This window comes from Ruegeria sp. CI1, assembly GCF_056536925.1.
This window is the reverse complement of sequence record NZ_JBQFQP010000005.1, coordinates 53355-69819: the sequence shown is the minus strand read 5'-3', so window position 1 is coordinate 69819 and position 16465 is coordinate 53355. Positions and strand designations below refer to the sequence as shown.

Below are 16465 nucleotides of genomic sequence, written 5' to 3'. Positions count from 1 at the left end.
CCTCGTGCTGTCTAGTTTGAGGTCAGCGTTATAGCAGCGCCCGCTTCAGGCTCAAGCCGCGGTCGCAACCCCAGCAACGGGGCCACCCGCCCGATCAGTTCCGCCGTCACCGGAACCGCCGTCCAGCCCGCCGTCCGGCGCTTTTCGCCGTATGCCACGATTGAAGGTTCATCCAAAGTGACAATCAGGACATATTTCGGATCATAAGCAGGGAACAGGGTGGCAAAGGTGGCAATCACCTTGTCTTCGTAATAGCCGCCTCGCGGTTTCGGCTTGTCGGCGGTACCGGTCTTGCCAGCCACGTCATAGCCCGGCACTTCGCCAAAGCTGGCTGTGCCGCTGGTGACCACCTTGCGCAGCATCGCCCGCGCCTGTTTTGCCGCGCTTTCGGACATCACGCGGGGTCCGTGTTGTGGCCCGCGCTGCTTCAGGATTGTGGGGCTGACATAGTGGCCACCATTGGCAAGCGCGGCATAGCCGGCCGCCAGATGCATCGGGCTGGTCGACAAGCCATGCCCGTAAGACACGGTGACAGTGCTCAACTCGCCCCATTTCTTGGGCTTGAGCGGCGCGCCGCCCGAAGCTTCGACAATCTCGAAGGGGGTCGGATCGAACATGCCGAGGGATTCCAGAAACGACTGCTGCCGCTCGGCCCCGATCTGCAGCGCCAGCCGCCCGGTCCCCCGGTTCGAGCTGTGGACGATTACATCCGCCACACTGATCTTGCCATAGTTCTTGTTGTTGAACTCGCCGATCGGGAACCGCCCGATGCGCATCGGGCCGGACGTGTCGATAATGGTCTCCGAGTTCACCAGCCCAAGGTCTATGGCCTGCGCTGCCGTGAAGATCTTGAAGACAGATCCCAACTCATAAACGCCCTGCACATAGCGGTTGAACAGCGGGCTGTCCGAGGGATCAAATCCACTGGTCGGCGGTCGCGGGCGATCATTGGGATCGAATGCGGGCAATGATGCCGCCGAGATCACTTCGCCCGTGTGTACATTCATCAAGACGGCCGAGGCCCCCTTGGCGTTCATGATCTTCATGCCGCCGAGCAGTACCCGTTCGACCGCCGACTGGATTGTCAGGTCCAGCGAAAGTTGCAGTGGCTTGTTGCCGTTGGCGGGGTCGCGCAGATAGCCGTCAAACTGCTTTTCGACGCCCGCAACGCCGATAACTTCGGCAGCACTCACCCCTTCACGGCCAAAACCGGAACCGCCAAGGATATGCGCAGCAAGCTGGCCATTGGGATAAAGGCGCATTTCGCGGGGACCGAACAGGATGCCGGGATCGCCGATATCGTGCACCGCCTGCTTCTGTTCAGGCGAGATGCGCTTTTTTATCCACAGGAACTTGCGCTTGCCGGTGAAATCCTTGACGAGACGATCCTTGTCCAGATCCGGGAAAATCCGCACAAGCCCTTCGGCCGACGCGACGGGATCGATCATGTTCGGCGGCTGGGCATAGACGGAATAGGTTTCCAGATTGGTGGCGAGTATGCGCCCTTCACGATCCACGATTTCCGCCCGTTGCATGGCGATATTTGCTCCGGGCGCGGTAGCCAGCGGCTCTTGCGCCTCGGACGTCGCGAGCATCCCCATCCGGGCGCCAACCACGGCAAATGCGCAAAAAAAGAACACGCCCAATACCAGCAAGCGCCCCTCCGCGCGAGTACGAGCGCGGTCCTTCATCTCTTCGTGGCGCTTGCGGATGTTTTCGCGCTCGATCAGGTCCGGATTTTCACCACGGGAGCGGGCGTCGAGGATGCGGGCCAGAGGGCGGAGCGGTGTGCGGGTCATGGGATTTCCACCTCACCCAGCGATTCGAACTCGGTAACCGCCTGCAACTCGATCGGATCGACGATGGGCAGGTCAGGGTCTTCGCCATAGGCGATCTGATCGGCGCTTCCGAATTGCTCGGCCCGAAGAGGCAGCAAGCCCAGACGTTCGAAATTCAGGTCCGCCAGTTCACGCAGCCGATCGGGCCGATTGAGATAAGCCCATTCAGCACGTAGAATCGCAAGCCGGGCCTGTGCCGCGCCGATCTGACGCTGCAGTCCTTGAGTTTCCTTGAGCACCTGCTGGGTGCGATAGTTTTCCTGATACGCCCACAATGCCAGCCCGAACACGGCCAGAGCGGTCAACACATACATCAAACTTTTCATCTCGCTCCCCCACTAAGCTGAGGCATTCCGATGGCGCGGGCATCAATTTCCCCCGCCGGGGCGTCGGTACGTACCGCGACGCGCAACTTGGCTGACCGCGAGCGCGGATTCTCGGCCAACTCCTGATCGTCGGGGCCGACGGCCTTGCGCGTTTTCAGAATGAATTGCGGCTGATCTTCCTGTTGCTCGGGGGCGTACCGATTGGCGCGTCCGGTCTTACCCGCCCGCGCCTGTAAAAAGCGTTTAACCATCCGGTCTTCAATCGAATGAAAGGTGACGACCGCCAGTTGTCCGCCCGGTTTCAACGCCCGTTCCGCAGCCATGAGACCCAGAAACAGCTCTTCATATTCCGCGTTGACCGCAATCCGAAGAGCCTGGAACGAGCGTGTCGCCGGATGGGACTGCCCCGGCTTGGCGCGCGGCAAACAGGATTCGATGATTTCGGCAAGACGCAAGGTCGTTGTGATTGGCGCTTCGGTGCGAGCCCGGACGATGGCCTTGGCGATGCGTCGACTGGCGCGTTCCTCACCATAGTGGAACAGAATATCGGCCAGAGCCGCTTCGGGCGCGGTGTTCACCAGATCGGCTGCGCTTTCCCCATCCTGACTCATCCGCATGTCCAGGGGGCCATCCTTCATAAAGGAGAACCCGCGCTCGGCCTGGTCGAGCTGCATCGAGGAGACGCCAAGATCCAGGACGATGCCGTCGAGGCCCCCGGCATAGTCATCCATGCGCGAAAACACACCTGGCTGCATCACCAGCCGATCACCATAGGCACCAGCCCAGCTTGCCGCCATCTCAAAGGCCAGCGGATCACGATCGACTGCGATGACCTTGTCTGCCCCGGCCTCCAGCAGACCGCGGGTATAGCCACCCGCGCCGAAGGTGCCATCCAACCAAACGCCCGACACCGGTGCAACCGCAGCCAGCAAGGGGCGCAGCAGAACGGGGATGTGCGGATCATTCGAGGAGGATAGGGCAGCGGCGGCCATGCCGTCACCCATCCCTTGGGCCATCAAGGAACTGCATCGGATCGAAATCGTCTGGCAACTCGTCCAGCCACTCCTCGGTCAAAGCGAGTTCTTCATGGGTGTAAGTTTCGGGCTTCCATATCTGGAACGTGTCACCGGCGGCGATAAAAAAAGCGTCGCCTTCGAGCTTGATCTTGTCACGCAGTTTGGCCGGAAGCACCAGACGCCCCGTTTCGTCCACATTGGTCGGGAACGACAGACCGTGGAACAGGCGCTGAAGCATCCTGCGCTCCATCGAACCGCGCGGAAGTGCATCTATCTTAGCATCAACCTCGTCAATCGCTTCCATGGTGTAGCATTCAAGAAACTTTCGGCGGTGGTCACCATAGACGATTACCAGTTCGGGATTGCCGCCGGATTGCCAGTTGGGATCGCCCGCTTCAAGCACACGGCGAAACGAGGCCGGGATCGAGACCCTGCCCTTGTTGTCCACCTTGTGGTGGCTTTCGCCTCTGAACCTGCGCGCCAAGCCGACTGTCCCTTTCGCTTGCGCCCCCAACAAAATTCCGACCCCCAGAAGTTAAAAACGGCGAGTTGATCTGCTGCCACTGATCAACCCGCCGCATTTGCCCGCCTTGCGGGAAGTCCAGCTGCGCGCGCCACCTGGGGGGATGTCTGCTCGCTCGCGCGCCGGATCTCTTGGTTCGATGAAAGCGAGATGCCTGTATGAAACCTTTGGATTTATGTCGGGGTCGTTTAGCGCCCCTGCTGCCTCGTCCTCATCGGATGAACTAGGGATGCCATGGGAATTCATGGAAATCAATAGGAATTTGGGAACAACTCCCATTCGAATTGCCTGCTTCGCAGTATTTTATACAAGACAGATTGAAGAAATTTGAGTCATTGTTGCCGCATGATGTAACTAAACAACAATCGTATACTAGATATAGTACGGACAGCGTACCGGTAATTTTATCCCATGAATTCCCAAGAAAATTCAGAACGGCGAGGAACTTTTTTGATTACGTCAGGATGTTCACCTTTCACCCCACTTAGAGGGCGCGAATCACCCGGTATTCCCATGAGCGATTAGTGAGCATCCCATGCCGACTGGCTCGAATTTGAGCGCTTCCCATGAAATCCCGTATCCAGGATCAAACACGGCGCTTCGGTTTCGCTGTCCGCATTGAACAACGGAAGCAACACAGGCGGTTTGAAGTAACCTTCTCGGAGTATCTGGCGTCAACTTGGAGGCGCGCCCTGGGTAGTCGCAGCAAATCAGGTACTTTTATGGCGGCGAGAGTTGAAAAAGTGCCAGTGAATTTTGATCCCGCCGGCCCGCCAGCCGCGCAAGGGGGCAATCTATGCAATTGTCGCATACCCGCTTTGACCACGGAAGCCATTGTGCACCTGCAGCATTTGCTTATTTTCAGTCTCAAGCAACGCCGCAGCGATACGGCAGAACGAAAAAGATCAGGTTAGATACGATGGCATCAACGAGCGAACATATCACCCACAAAGGTGCGCAAGGATTTGGATTCTCAGCGCTTCTAGAGGCTGCAAAATCCCGTGTGGGCCGACATCTGATGTACCGCAAGACCGTGAACGAACTGTCGGCCCTGTCGGCACGTGAACTGGATGATCTCGGGCTGAACCGATCGATGATCCGTCAGGTTGCGCTTCAGGCGGTCAACGAACACTTCGCGTAACGGACGCAATAGAAATTGGAATTCAGCCCCGCGTCCTCCTCCCTGCGGGTCTGAACTTCAGCGGCGGTATCCTCCTCCTCCCTGGTGCCGCCGCAAAGAATACCGGCCCTGAACGCCGGGAGCTGATACACCGGGTCCTCCTCCCTGATTCCGGTGTTGAAAGCGCGCGGCGATGCCTCTCCTCCTCCCTGGCATTGCCGCGACCTCATACCGGGTCAATACCCGGGTCCGACTGCATCGGGGCTCTCCTCCTCCCTGCCTCGATGTTGCAAAGAACGGCGGTTCCCCTCCTCCTCCCTGGGAACCGCCGTTTCTTTTTTGGTTGTGCCGGAGTAGCATTTACGCCCCGGCTTCAAGAGCGAGGACGCCATGGCTGCCTATTTCATTGCCCAACTGAAGATTCACGACCCCGATGGGTATCAGGACTACCTGAAAGGCTTCATGCCGATTTTCGATCGCTACAAAGGCCGTTTGCTGACAGTGTCATCCAAGCCCGTGGACTGTGTGGAGGGCAATTGGCCCGAAGGCGGAATCGTCCTGATGGAGTTTCCGGACCTTGAGACGGCAACGGCCTGGAAGAACGATCCAGACTACATTGAACTCGCGAAAATCAGGAAAGCCACGGCCTCCACGAACATGGTGCTGGTCGAAGGCGTCTAGAACGGCACATCGTCCTTGGCCGACAGGAACCGCGCGACCACTTTCTTGGTGCCCGCTTTGTCGAAAACGACCTCGACCTTGTCGCCTTCAATGCCGATCACCGCGCCATAGCCGAATTTCTGGTGAAACACGCGTTCGCCCAGCGTGAAACTGGCCAGTGCGGTGGCGTCGATCACCGAGTTGCGGCTTTCGCGGGGTTGCGACATGCCATATTGGCCCTGCCGCGCCTGCAACCGTCTCCAGCCCGGCGAGTTATAGACATTGGCTTCGGCCGCACGTGTTTCTATGCCCGCCGTCTGATGCCCACCGCCATAAAGGCCCGGAGGCGTCAGCACCTCGACATGGTCCTCGGGCAACTCGTCAATGAAGCGTGACGGCAACATCGATTGCCAACCTTTAAAGTCACCAGAGAAAATTAATCTATTGGAGGCAAATGAAATTGTGCAAACTTCCTCCGCGCGAGTGATGCCCACATAGGCGAGGCGGCGCTCTTCCTCGAGCCCCTTCAACCCAGTTTCATCCATCGACCTCTGGGACGGAAACAGCCCCTCCTCCCATCCCGAAAGAAAAACCGCAGGGTACTCTGAACCCTTAGCTGCATGAAGTGTCATGATCGAGACCTTTGGCTCATCATTGTCCTGCTCGTTATCCATGACCAGACTTACATGCTCGAGAAAACCTTGCAGATTCTCAAATTCGCCCAAATGGTTGACCAACTCCTTCAAGTTTTCCAACCGTCCGGCAGCCTCGTGATCACGTGGACTACGTGGCGGGCTTGGGTCCATTCTTAGCTCTTCATCGGAAAGTGGTTTTAAGTAACTTTCAGTGTAACCACTTTCATCTAGGATCATCTGAGCCAATTCAATATGTGAAACCTCAGGATCGCCATACCGGACAGGTTCGGCACCGTTATCAATCACTGAATCATCATCGATTTCTATCTGTGGGCCGCGGGTCATCGCATTCCAGCGCGCCAGCCCATCGACCAATTCGCGCAAAGCCACGCCACCCTTGCCCTTGATCAACCTCTGCTCGACCGCGATCCGCGCGCCTTGAAGCAGAGACACACCATGGTCCCGCGCGGTGCGCTGGATCGTCTGTTGCGCCTTCTCTCCTAAACTGCGCTTAGGCGTGTTTACGATTCGCTCGAAAGCCAGATCATTGTCAGAACTGACCACGACGCGGAAATAGGCAATTGCATCCCTGATTTCCAATCTACGGTAGAAGGGCACCCCACCAACAACTCTATATGGCATGCCGATCTTCAGAAACCGATCCTCAAGCACTTTCATTTGGTGGGTAGCTCGAACCATTATCGCTATTTCATTTAGCTCAAAGGGTCGCATACCTCGGGTACCGCTTCGCATTGCATCGATTTCCTCACATATCCAGCGGGCTTCCTCTTCGGCGTCCCAATGGCCGATCAGACGGACCTTTTCGCCCTCGGGCTTGTCGGTCCAAAGCTCTTTACCCAAACGGCTTTCGTTGCCCCGAATGACGTTCGACGCAGCCGCCAGAATATGCGGGGTTGAGCGATAGTTCTGCTCCAGCCGCACCACGTAGGCTCCAGGAAAGTCCTTTTCGAACCGCAGGATGTTGCCGACCTCGGCCCCGCGCCAGCCATAGATTGATTGATCGTCATCACCCACGCAGCAGATGTTCTTGTGCCCCCCGGCCAGCAGGCGCAACCACAGGTACTGGGCGACGTTGGTGTCCTGATACTCATCCACAAGGATGTAGCGGAACCAGCGCTGGTATTGTTCCAGAACATCCGGGTGGGTCTGGAAAATCGTGACCATGTGCAAAAGCAGGTCACCAAAATCCACCGCATTCAGCTCGTGCAGGCGGATCTGGTACTGGGCATAGAGCTCAATGCCCTTGTTGTTATAGGCCCCGGCATCCGCCGCAGGCACCTTGTCGGGCGTCAGCGCACGGTTTTTCCAGTCATCGATGATCCCCGCCAGCATTCGTGCCGGCCAGCGTTTGTCGTCGATATTGGCGGCTTGAACCAGTTGCTTGAGCAGTCGCAGCTGGTCGTCGCTGTCCAGAATCGTGAAGTTCGATTTCAGATCGACCAGTTCCGCGTGGCGGCGCAGCAGTTTTACACAGATCGAGTGGAAGGTGCCCAGCCATGGCATCCCCTCAGCGGGCTGACCCAGCAAGCGGCCCACACGCTCTTTCATCTCGCGCGCAGCCTTGTTGGTGAAAGTCACCGACAGAATCTCGTTCGGGCGCGCACGTGCCGTGTTGAGAAGGTGTGCGATTCGGGCCGTCAGCGCCTTGGTCTTGCCCGTCCCCGCCCCGGCCAGCATCAGAACCGGGCCGTCCAGACGTTCGACCGCGTCACGTTGCGCCGGGTTCAGATCATCCAGATAGGGCGAAGGACGCACGGCCATAGCCCACGCCGACAGCGATGCGCCCTCGAAAGCGTCCATTTCGTCAAAACTGCTCATGGTCGCAAACTACGCGTTTCAAGGGCTAAGGGAAAGGGTTTGTTCACTCCTTGTTCCATTCTTTCTGCGCCTTCCTGAGATCGAGAAAATTTGAGCAATACAGTGGGGGTCCGGCGGGAGCGCGTTAACCTTTTGTCAAACCACGGTAACGATCCTTGTTCCGAATTGGGAGCGCGGGACATGAGATTTTTGAAAATACGTGCAGGATCATGGCAACTCAGGTGGGCCATGGTCGTTGCAGGGCTGGTTGCGGCCACAGGGTTGGCTGTATGGGGGACGATGCAGCTTCCCAATGTGATCGTCGACAAGATGCTTGAAGCGGATGTGATGCACCAGGCAAACCTGTGGAACCGGCGGGTTGTACTGCATCTGGAGGATGCCGAAAAGACGTTTCGAAGCGGCACTCTTGATTCGCACGACCGTGAATTTCTGAGTCTGATGCCCCAGGCCTCGGATGTGTACCGGTTCAAGTTGTTCGACGCGGACGGGCGCGTGTTCTGGTCGACGCGTTCCTCGGACATCGGCACTGTGACATCCAAACCTTACTTCCAGGACGTCGTCGCAACCGGAGCCAGTTATTACGATCGTGCAGAAAAACCGGTGGCGGAAATCGACAATTTTATGCCTCAGGGAGGACAGGCAATCGACCCGTTTCGCCATGTGGCAGAGATTTACACGCCTGTCATGAAAGAAGGGCAGTTTCTGGGGGCGGTCGAGTTCTACACGGACATTACCAATATCCGGAATATCCTGATGTCTCGCGTCCGCCTGTCGTTGGTGATTGTCTGCGGAATCGCATTGCTTGCGTTGGCGGGGGTGTCAGCCATGATTTTTCACACCAACCGGATAAAAATGCAGACGTTGAAAGCACGAACCAACAAGGAGCGTGAGCTGATGGCCGACCAGCTGCGTCTGGTGCGCGAAGTCCGGCTGTTGGGCGAACTGAACGAATGGCTGCAGTCGAGCCGCTCGCTGGAGGAGCTGTTCGACATGGTGGCACGGTTCATGACCCACATCCTGCCCGATGCCGAAGGCAATGTGTATGTCTATTCCAACTCGCGCGATGTGCTGGACGGCTGCGCCAGCTGGAATGGTGGCACGCACAAATCTCATATCCATCCCGAAGGTTGTTGGGGCCTTCGCCGGGGGCGAACATATGAGTTCGGTGCCTCGGAAATCGATTTCGTCTGCGAACATGCCGAACCGCATGACGGGCGACCCTATTTCTGCTTTCCCATACTTGCCCACGGCGAAACCGTCGGTCTTTTGCATCTGCGCGCACGGGGGGGACACAGTCAGAACTTTCATTCAAACAAACAGCTGGCGCAAATGTGCGCCGAACAGATCAGCATGGCGATTGCCAATGTCCGGATGCGCGACCAGTTGCACGACCAGTCCGTGCGCGACCCGCTGACGGGGCTGTTCAATCGCCGCCACATGACCGAATGCCTGCGCAAGAGCATCGGGCGCAGCCAGAAAACCGGTGCGCCGCTATCGCTTGTGGCGGTGGATGTGGATCATTTCAAGAAATTCAACGATACGCACGGGCATGATGCTGGTGACATGGTGCTCCGCGCTGTGGGCTCGACCCTTGCTCATAGCTGCGATGGCGACGAGGTGGCCTGCCGAATTGGCGGCGAGGAGTTCATGCTGATCCTGCCAAACATCGCGCCTGATGACGTGCTTACCCGGGCCGAACACTTGCGACAAGCGGTCGAATCCATCAACGTCCGTTATGGGGAAAAGACCTTGCCCCGGATCACCATTTCTGCAGGCATCGCCCATTACCCGTCACATGGCACCATGCCCCAGGAACTGATGCAGACTGCGGATGAGGCCTTGTATCGCGCCAAGGATAAGGGCCGCAATCAGGTCTGCGTGGCCGCGCGAGCATCGCTGAACGCATCAGAATATGCAGAAGCGCAGCCAAAGAAGAACTCTACCTCTTCGGAAGCGTTGAAGAAATCCGGGAAAGCAGCCTGAACGCTTGCCGAATCGCTGTGCAAATTGGATCAATCGGCATGGATTTGCAAAGCACCCATCCCGGCATTGACGACCTGAAATGGCGCGCCCGACGCCGGTTGCCACATTTTGTCTGGGAATACCTGGACAGCGGCACCGGGGCCGAGGCCACAAAATCTCGAAACCGCGCGGCGCTGGACTGCATTGGATTTGAGCCGTCGATTCTGAATGGTCCGATGGATTTCGATCTGCGCACTTTGCTACTGGGGCACGAGTTGCCCCTGCCCTTCGGGATTGCTCCGATAGGCATGTGCGGGCTGATCTGGCCGGATGCCGAAGGAATCCTTGCACGCGCAGCCGCAAGAGCCGGAATTCCCTATGCCCTTTCCACGGTCGCCAGCCAAAGCCCCGAAGACTTGGCCCCACATCTGGGAGAACATGCCTGGTTCCAGATGTACCCGCCAAAGGATTCCAATATCCGAAAGGACATGCTGGACCGCGCACGCGCTGCCGGCTTTTCGACACTGATCCTGACTGCCGACGTCCCCGTGGCGTCACGCCGCGAGCGTCAGACCCGATCCGGGCTGACCCAGCCACCCAAGCTGACACCCCGCCTCCTGTCGCAAATTGCAATCCGGCCTGCCTGGGCTCTGGGGATGGCGCGGGTGGGAATGCCTCGGATGAGAACACTCGACAAGTACATATCGGGTGCTCAAAAGAACCTGCCGCCGACTGCGCATGTCGGCTATCTGCTGCGGACTTCGCCCGACATGGAATACGTGAAATGGCTGCGGGACAATTGGGAAGGTCCATTCGTGGTGAAGGGTGTGATGAGGGCTGCAGACGCTGCCCTATTGGCAGAAATCGGTGTCGATGCGCTATGGGTTTCGAATCACGGCGGACGTCAGTTTGACGGCGCGCCCGCAAGTATCGAAGCCCTGCCATCGATCCGCGCCGTGACTTCTCTGCCTCTGATCTTCGACAGTGGCATCAGCGGGGGGCTCGATATTCTGCGCGCGCTTGCACTTGGGGCCGATTTTGTTATGGCAGGCCGGGCATTTCTTTATGGGATTGCCGCGCTGGGGCAGGCCGGCCCGGCCCATGTCATCGAAATCCTTCGCAAGGACATGGAAGCGAATATGGGTCAGCTTGGCGCAGCTCGCCTGGCGGATTTGCCAGCGCCCGTTTACTTCGCCGATGCCGCGCCGCGGCAATGATAGGGTAAATATATCGCATTTGCGGCGCTTGCGAGCGATAACATGCCGGTTCTACCCCGAATTACAGATATACGTGCGCGTATTGTCCGCTTAAAACACGGCCACCCGCCAACTACCGGAACCTGCCAATGACCGATTTCAAAAAGATTCTGATCGCCAACCGCGGTGAGATTGCAATTCGCGTGATGCGCGCGGCCAACGAGATGGGCAAACGCACCGTCGCCGTTTTTGCCGAAGAGGACAAGCTGGGCCTGCATCGCTTCAAGGCGGACGAAGCCTATCGTATCGGTGAGGGGTTGGGACCGGTTGCGGCCTATCTCAGCATTGACGAAATCATTCGCGTCGCCAAGGAAAGCAGCGCAGATGCCATCCATCCCGGCTATGGCTTGTTGTCGGAGAACCCAGATTTCGTGGATGCCTGCGCCAGCAACGGTATCACCTTCATCGGTCCAAAAGCCGAGACCATGCGCGCTCTGGGAGACAAGGCCAGCGCCCGAAAGGTCGCCATTGCGGCGGGCGTTCCGGTGATCCCGGCCACCGAGGTTCTGGGCGATGACATGGACGCCATCCGCAAGGAGGCCGCCGAGATCGGCTACCCGCTGATGCTAAAAGCCTCCTGGGGCGGTGGCGGACGCGGCATGCGCCCGATCTACTCCGAAAAAGAACTGGCCGAAAAAGTGATGGAAGGCCGCCGTGAGGCGGAAGCCGCGTTTGGCAATGGCGAAGGCTATCTGGAAAAGATGATCACTCGCGCCCGCCATGTCGAGGTTCAGATTCTGGGCGACAAGCACGGCGAGATCTATCACCTTTATGAGCGTGACTGCTCGGTCCAACGACGCAACCAGAAAGTCGTAGAACGCGCGCCCGCCCCTTACTTGAGCGAAGAACAGCGCGCCGAGATTTGTGAGCTGGGCCGCCGGATTTGCGCCCATGTGAACTATGAATGCGCCGGAACCGTCGAGTTCCTGATGGATATGGAAACCGGCAAGTTCTATTTCATTGAAGTGAACCCCCGGGTGCAGGTCGAGCATACCGTCACCGAAGAAGTGACCGGCATCGACATCGTGCAAGCGCAGATCCTGATTGCCGAAGGCAAGACGCTGGCCGAGGCGACGGGCAAAGCCAATCAGGACGAGGTTCAGCTGAACGGCCATGCGCTGCAAACACGGGTGACGACCGAGGACCCGCTAAACAACTTCATCCCGGATTATGGCCGCATTACCGCCTATCGTTCGGCTACGGGCATGGGCATCCGTCTGGATGGCGGCACGGCCTATGCGGGCGGGGTGATCACGCGGTATTACGACTCGCTCTTGACTAAGGTTACCGCTTGGGCGCAGACCCCGGAAAAAGCGATCGCCCGGATGGACCGCGCCTTGCGCGAGTTTCGGGTGCGTGGCGTCAGCACCAATATCGCATTTGTCGAAAACCTGCTGAAGCACCCGACGTTCTTGTCGAACGAGTACACCACCAAGTTCATTGACGAAACGCCAGAGCTGTTTCACTTCAAGAAGCGTCGCGACAGGGGCACCAAGGTTCTGACCTATATCGCGGATATCACTGTGAACGGGCATCCAGAAACCAAGGACCGCCCCCTGCCGCATCCCGACCTGAAAGTGCCCAGACCACCCGCAAAAAAGGCGGAACCCCAGATGGGCACTCGCAACCTGCTGGAACAGAAAGGCCCGCAGGCGGTGGCCGACTGGATGAAGGCGCAGCGCCAGCTGTTGATCACCGACACGACCATGCGCGACGGGCACCAATCGCTGCTGGCGACCCGGATGCGTTCGATCGACATGATCCGCGTGGCGCCGACCTATGCCGCCAACCTGCCGCAATTGTTCAGCGTCGAGTGTTGGGGGGGCGCCACGTTTGACGTGGCTTACCGCTTCCTCCAGGAATGCCCGTGGCAGCGCCTGCGCGACCTGCGCGAGGCGATGCCCAACCTGATGACCCAGATGCTGCTGCGCGGCGCGAACGGGGTGGGTTACACGAACTATCCCGACAACGTGGTACGCGAATTCGTGCGCCAGGCGGCCACCGGCATCGACGTGTTCCGCGTCTTTGACAGCCTGAACTGGGTCGAGAACATGCGCGTCGCGATGGATGCAGTGGTCGAGCAGAACAAGATCTGCGAGGGCACGATCTGCTATACCGGCGACATCCTGAATCCCGAGCGCGCCAAGTACGACCTCAAATACTATGTCTCTATGGGCAAGCAGCTGCGTGACGCGGGCGCCCATGTTCTGGGGCTCAAGGATATGGCGGGCCTGCTGAAACCGGCTGCTGCGCGGGTATTGATCAAAGCGCTGAAGGAAGAGGTTGGCTTACCGATCCACTTCCACACGCATGACACCGCCGGGATCGCCAGCGCCACCATCCTTGCGGCCTCGGAGGCTGGGGTCGATGCGGTCGATTGCGCGATGGACAGCTTTTCGGGCAACACGTCACAGGCGACACTGGGTACCGTGGTCGAGGCGCTGCGGCATACGGATCGCGACACCGGGCTGGATATCAAGGCGATCCGCGAGATCAGCGACTATTTCGAAGCGGTGCGCGGCCAGTACGCGGCATTTGAATCGGGCCTGCAGGCCCCTGCCTCCGAAGTCTATCTGCACGAGATGCCGGGCGGTCAGTTCACCAACCTAAAAGCGCAGGCGCGCAGCCTGGGTCTGGAAGAACGCTGGCACGAAGTGGCCCAGATGTATGCCGACGTTAACCAAATGTTCGGCGATATCGTCAAGGTGACGCCGTCCTCGAAAGTCGTTGGGGACATGGCGTTGATGATGGTCAGTCAAGGCCTGACCCGCGCGCAGGTCGAAGACCCGAATTCCGATGTGGCCTTCCCCGACTCGGTCATCGACATGATGCGCGGCAATCTGGGCCAACCGCCGGGAGGGTTCCCCGATGCGATCATCAGCAAGGTGCTGAAAGGCGAAAAACCCAATACCGAACGTCCGGGCAAACACGTCGAACCTATCGATCTGGACGCAACCCGTGCCGACCTGTCCAAACAACTGGAAGGTAAAGAAGTCGATGACGAGGACCTGAACGGATATCTTATGTATCCCAAGGTGTTCCTTGACTACATGGGGCGCCATCGCCAGTACGGACCAGTGCGCACCCTGCCGACACGGACGTTCTTTTACGGCATGGAGCCGGGCGAAGAAATCACCGCCGAGATCGATCCAGGCAAGACGCTGGAAATCCGATGCCAGGCCATTGGCGAGACGGATGAAAATGGCGAGGTCAAGGTGTTCTTTGAACTCAACGGCCAGCCCCGCGTGATCCGCGTGCCCAACCGTCTGGTGAAATCCTCCACCATCCAGCGGCCCAAGGCCGAAGTCGGAAACCCCAATCATGTCGGGGCACCGATGCCGGGTGTCGTGGCAACCGTCGCGGTCTCGGCTGGTCAGGAAGTCAAGGAGGGCGACATGCTATTGACCATCGAGGCAATGAAGATGGAGACCGGCATCCACGCCGAGCGTGACGCCACGATCAAGGCCATACACGTCCAACCCGGCGGCCAGATCGACGCCAAAGACCTGTTGGTGGAACTGCAATAACAGTTCGGGCGGCCACAAGAGCCGCCCGCCGCAATCCAAACGCCGCCACGACCCACGGCGGCGTTTTTTTCAGTCCAGAAGCAGACCGTTCAGTTCTCTTTTGGCCTCTCTGGACAGGTCCTCACCTCCGGGCAGGCCGGACAGTGTTTCCTGAGAATACTCCTTAGCCTCTCTCACGTCGTGACGGGCCTCGATGACGTCCTCTTTGGCGTCATAGACGGCATCCTTGGCATAGTCGACTTCGTCTTCGGCCTTGGAAACCGCATCCTGAGCATCCTGAACAGCCGCGTCATAGGCCTCTTGCGAGTCGAATTGTTCGTCGATTTCCTCCTGCGACAAGGATTCCAGATCGTTCAGGTGATCTTCGGCGTCGTTCAAACCACTCCGCGCGGTGTCAAGATCCATCAGCGCATCGCGGAAGTCCTCTTTGCTTTCGACGAAATCGTGTTTGGCGTCACGCAGATCAAACAGCGAATCCCGATAAACCGAAATCCGCCCAACCATGCTGTTGGGGCTGGCGTTTGCAAATGCCTGAGGGCTGGCATGAGCCGCATTCAGGCCCTTGAGTTCCGACGCGATTTTACCGTGCTTGTTCGGATGGTCGTATTCGTCATCGTAGCTGTACTTGTCGTGGTAACCGTATTTGTCGTGGTAACCGTATTTGTCGTGGTAACCGTATTTGTCGTGGTAACCGTATTTGTCGTGGTAACCATAGCTGTCCGGATAATCGTACTTGTCCATGTGGTCGTAGTCGAACCGGTCATAGTAGCTATGATAGTCGTGCCGAATATCCTTGTCGTACTTGTCGTGATGATCATAGTCGTCATCATCATCGTACCGGTCGTGATAGCTGTATGAGTGATAGTGCTCGTATTCGTGGTGCTTGCGAGAATAATAGTCGCGCTTGTCCGTATAGTCGTATGTATCGGGATACTCGTACTTGTTCAGGTGATCGTAGGTTTCATAGCGCGCCGGATACTCCGTGGCATAAGCAGTTGTCGCCAACGAGGCGGTTGCGACGCTGCGCGCGGCGTAACTCTTGGAACTCTTGCGTGACCCGTCATAAGATTTTGTTTTTGACCTTCCGCGGGACTTTGTACCGCCAAACAGATCGGACATCGCTTGCGCGAACGCGCCTTTCTGGCCGCCATTCTTTCCCCTGTCCTTTGACCTGGAGCCATTGAAGCCGGCAAAGAGACCCTTTTTTCCCTTCGATCCACCTTTGCCAAACCCGTGCTTTGAACCGCCCTTGCTTGTGGATTTGGTGCGGCCACCTTTGCCAAATGAACTTTTGTCTGTGCCGCTATTACCATGGGCGCTCTTTCCTTTGCCGCCCTTGTCAGGCCCACCCTTGCCGTGACCACCTCCACCTTTGTCTCCGCCGTGGCCACCACCTTTACCGCCGCCTTTGCCACCGCCATTTCCGTTCTTGGCGATTGCCATGTCCGGAATTGCGATGTTGGCGGCAAATCCCAAAGCACCGGCCAGCATCAGGGATGTGGCTGTAACGCGTAATGCGAACCTAAGTTTCATAAATCTTCCCCCACATTTGCACCGATCGCGAACTTGTCGGCCCAAATCGAAGGATCATAGGCGTCAAGAACTCAATACCCACCGCCACGACTATACGTCAGTTTCACGTTGAGACAAAACTAGCCGGCAACCTCTTGGCAATTGCCCGCCAAAAGACCGGGTCTGACGACCGTGGGGGAATTCACACAAAAGAAAAAAACAGGGCGGCCAAAGCCGCCCGTTATTATTCT

General features: G+C 58.0%; 12 protein-coding genes. 6 read left to right on the top strand and 6 right to left on the bottom strand.

Going from position 1 to position 16465, the window contains the following annotated elements; translation table 11 throughout:
* Positions 1-11: 11 nt before the first annotated feature.
* Genes ACR0LZ_RS07385 through mraZ form a run of 4 tightly spaced genes read right to left on the bottom strand, consistent with a single transcriptional unit; the run spans position 12 to position 3664 of the window.
* Complete coding sequence (locus tag ACR0LZ_RS07385; RefSeq protein WP_480749149.1) at positions 12-1799, bottom strand: peptidoglycan D,D-transpeptidase FtsI family protein; 1788 nt, start codon at positions 1797-1799, stop codon at positions 12-14.
* Positions 1796-2164, bottom strand: coding sequence for a cell division protein FtsL (gene ftsL / locus ACR0LZ_RS07380; protein WP_480749148.1), 369 nt, complete (start codon positions 2162-2164; stop codon positions 1796-1798). The genes ACR0LZ_RS07385 and ftsL overlap by 4 nt, the downstream gene beginning before the upstream one ends.
* The gene (gene rsmH, locus ACR0LZ_RS07375) at positions 2161-3180 is read right to left on the bottom strand and encodes a 16S rRNA (cytosine(1402)-N(4))-methyltransferase RsmH (RefSeq protein WP_480749147.1); all 1020 of its coding nucleotides are present in this window, start codon (positions 3178-3180) and stop codon (positions 2161-2163) included. Before rsmH ends, ftsL begins: the two co-directional genes overlap by 4 nt.
* Positions 3161-3664, bottom strand: a complete 504-nt coding sequence (mraZ, locus tag ACR0LZ_RS07370; protein ID WP_480749146.1) for a division/cell wall cluster transcriptional repressor MraZ — start codon at positions 3662-3664, stop codon at positions 3161-3163. Before mraZ ends, rsmH begins: the two co-directional genes overlap by 20 nt.
* Positions 3665-4269: 605 nt before the next feature.
* Between mraZ and ACR0LZ_RS07365 the strand changes: the two genes are divergently transcribed.
* The 3 genes from ACR0LZ_RS07365 to ACR0LZ_RS07355 all read left to right on the top strand — a co-directional run bounded on the left by ACR0LZ_RS07365 (position 4270) and on the right by ACR0LZ_RS07355 (position 5504).
* Positions 4270-4617 (top strand): hypothetical protein, encoded by a 348-nt coding sequence (locus ACR0LZ_RS07365; protein ID WP_480749144.1) that lies wholly within the window; start codon positions 4270-4272, stop codon positions 4615-4617.
* A gap of 5 nt (positions 4618-4622) precedes the next feature.
* Complete coding sequence (locus ACR0LZ_RS07360) at positions 4623-4844, top strand: DUF1127 domain-containing protein (protein WP_480749143.1); 222 nt, start codon at positions 4623-4625, stop codon at positions 4842-4844.
* A gap of 369 nt (positions 4845-5213) precedes the next feature.
* A complete protein-coding gene (locus ACR0LZ_RS07355; RefSeq protein ID WP_480749142.1) occupies positions 5214-5504 on the top strand; it encodes a DUF1330 domain-containing protein in 291 nt (96 codons plus the stop codon).
* Here ACR0LZ_RS07355 and ACR0LZ_RS07350 read toward each other — a convergent pair.
* Complete coding sequence (locus ACR0LZ_RS07350; RefSeq protein ID WP_480749141.1) at positions 5501-7957, bottom strand: ATP-dependent helicase; 2457 nt, start codon at positions 7955-7957, stop codon at positions 5501-5503. The genes ACR0LZ_RS07355 and ACR0LZ_RS07350 overlap by 4 nt on opposite strands.
* A 180-nt stretch (positions 7958-8137) precedes the next feature.
* Between ACR0LZ_RS07350 and ACR0LZ_RS07345 the strand changes: the two genes are divergently transcribed.
* The 3 genes from ACR0LZ_RS07345 (at position 8138) to ACR0LZ_RS07335 (ending at position 14702) form a co-directional block, all read left to right on the top strand.
* Positions 8138-9940, top strand: coding sequence for a sensor domain-containing diguanylate cyclase (locus ACR0LZ_RS07345; RefSeq protein WP_480749140.1), 1803 nt, complete (start codon positions 8138-8140; stop codon positions 9938-9940).
* Between the two features lie 38 nt (positions 9941-9978).
* Entirely contained in the window at positions 9979-11136 is a 1158-nt protein-coding gene (locus ACR0LZ_RS07340; RefSeq protein WP_480749139.1) for an alpha-hydroxy acid oxidase, read from the top strand.
* A 128-nt stretch (positions 11137-11264) separates the two neighbouring features.
* Entirely contained in the window at positions 11265-14702 is a 3438-nt protein-coding gene (locus tag ACR0LZ_RS07335; RefSeq protein WP_480749138.1) for a pyruvate carboxylase, read from the top strand.
* Between the two features lie 69 nt (positions 14703-14771).
* Here the strand turns inward: ACR0LZ_RS07335 and ACR0LZ_RS07330 are convergent, their stop codons facing one another.
* Positions 14772-16235, bottom strand: a complete 1464-nt coding sequence (locus ACR0LZ_RS07330) for a hypothetical protein (protein WP_480749137.1) — start codon at positions 16233-16235, stop codon at positions 14772-14774.
* Positions 16236-16465 lie beyond the last annotated feature (230 nt).

What these genes read in the sequence shown, in the direction of transcription:
- ACR0LZ_RS07385 (WP_480749149.1), bottom strand. Translation starts at nt 1,799, where the DNA reads ATGACCCGCACACCGCTCCGCCCTCTGGCCCGCATCCTCGACGCCCGC.
- ftsL (WP_480749148.1), bottom strand. Translation starts at nt 2,164, where the DNA reads ATGAAAAGTTTGATGTATGTGTTGACCGCTCTGGCCGTGTTCGGGCTG.
- rsmH (WP_480749147.1), bottom strand. Translation starts at nt 3,180, where the DNA reads ATGGCCCAAGGGATGGGTGACGGCATGGCCGCCGCTGCCCTATCCTCC.
- ACR0LZ_RS07365 (WP_480749144.1), top strand. Translation starts at nt 4,270, where the DNA reads ATGAAATCCCGTATCCAGGATCAAACACGGCGCTTCGGTTTCGCTGTC.
- ACR0LZ_RS07360 (WP_480749143.1), top strand. Translation starts at nt 4,623, where the DNA reads ATGGCATCAACGAGCGAACATATCACCCACAAAGGTGCGCAAGGATTT.
- ACR0LZ_RS07355 (WP_480749142.1), top strand. Translation starts at nt 5,214, where the DNA reads ATGGCTGCCTATTTCATTGCCCAACTGAAGATTCACGACCCCGATGGG.
- ACR0LZ_RS07350 (WP_480749141.1), bottom strand. Translation starts at nt 7,957, where the DNA reads ATGAGCAGTTTTGACGAAATGGACGCTTTCGAGGGCGCATCGCTGTCG.
- ACR0LZ_RS07345 (WP_480749140.1), top strand. Translation starts at nt 8,138, where the DNA reads ATGAGATTTTTGAAAATACGTGCAGGATCATGGCAACTCAGGTGGGCC.
- ACR0LZ_RS07340 (WP_480749139.1), top strand. Translation starts at nt 9,979, where the DNA reads ATGGATTTGCAAAGCACCCATCCCGGCATTGACGACCTGAAATGGCGC.
- ACR0LZ_RS07335 (WP_480749138.1), top strand. Translation starts at nt 11,265, where the DNA reads ATGACCGATTTCAAAAAGATTCTGATCGCCAACCGCGGTGAGATTGCA.
- ACR0LZ_RS07330 (WP_480749137.1), bottom strand. Translation starts at nt 16,235, where the DNA reads ATGAAACTTAGGTTCGCATTACGCGTTACAGCCACATCCCTGATGCTG.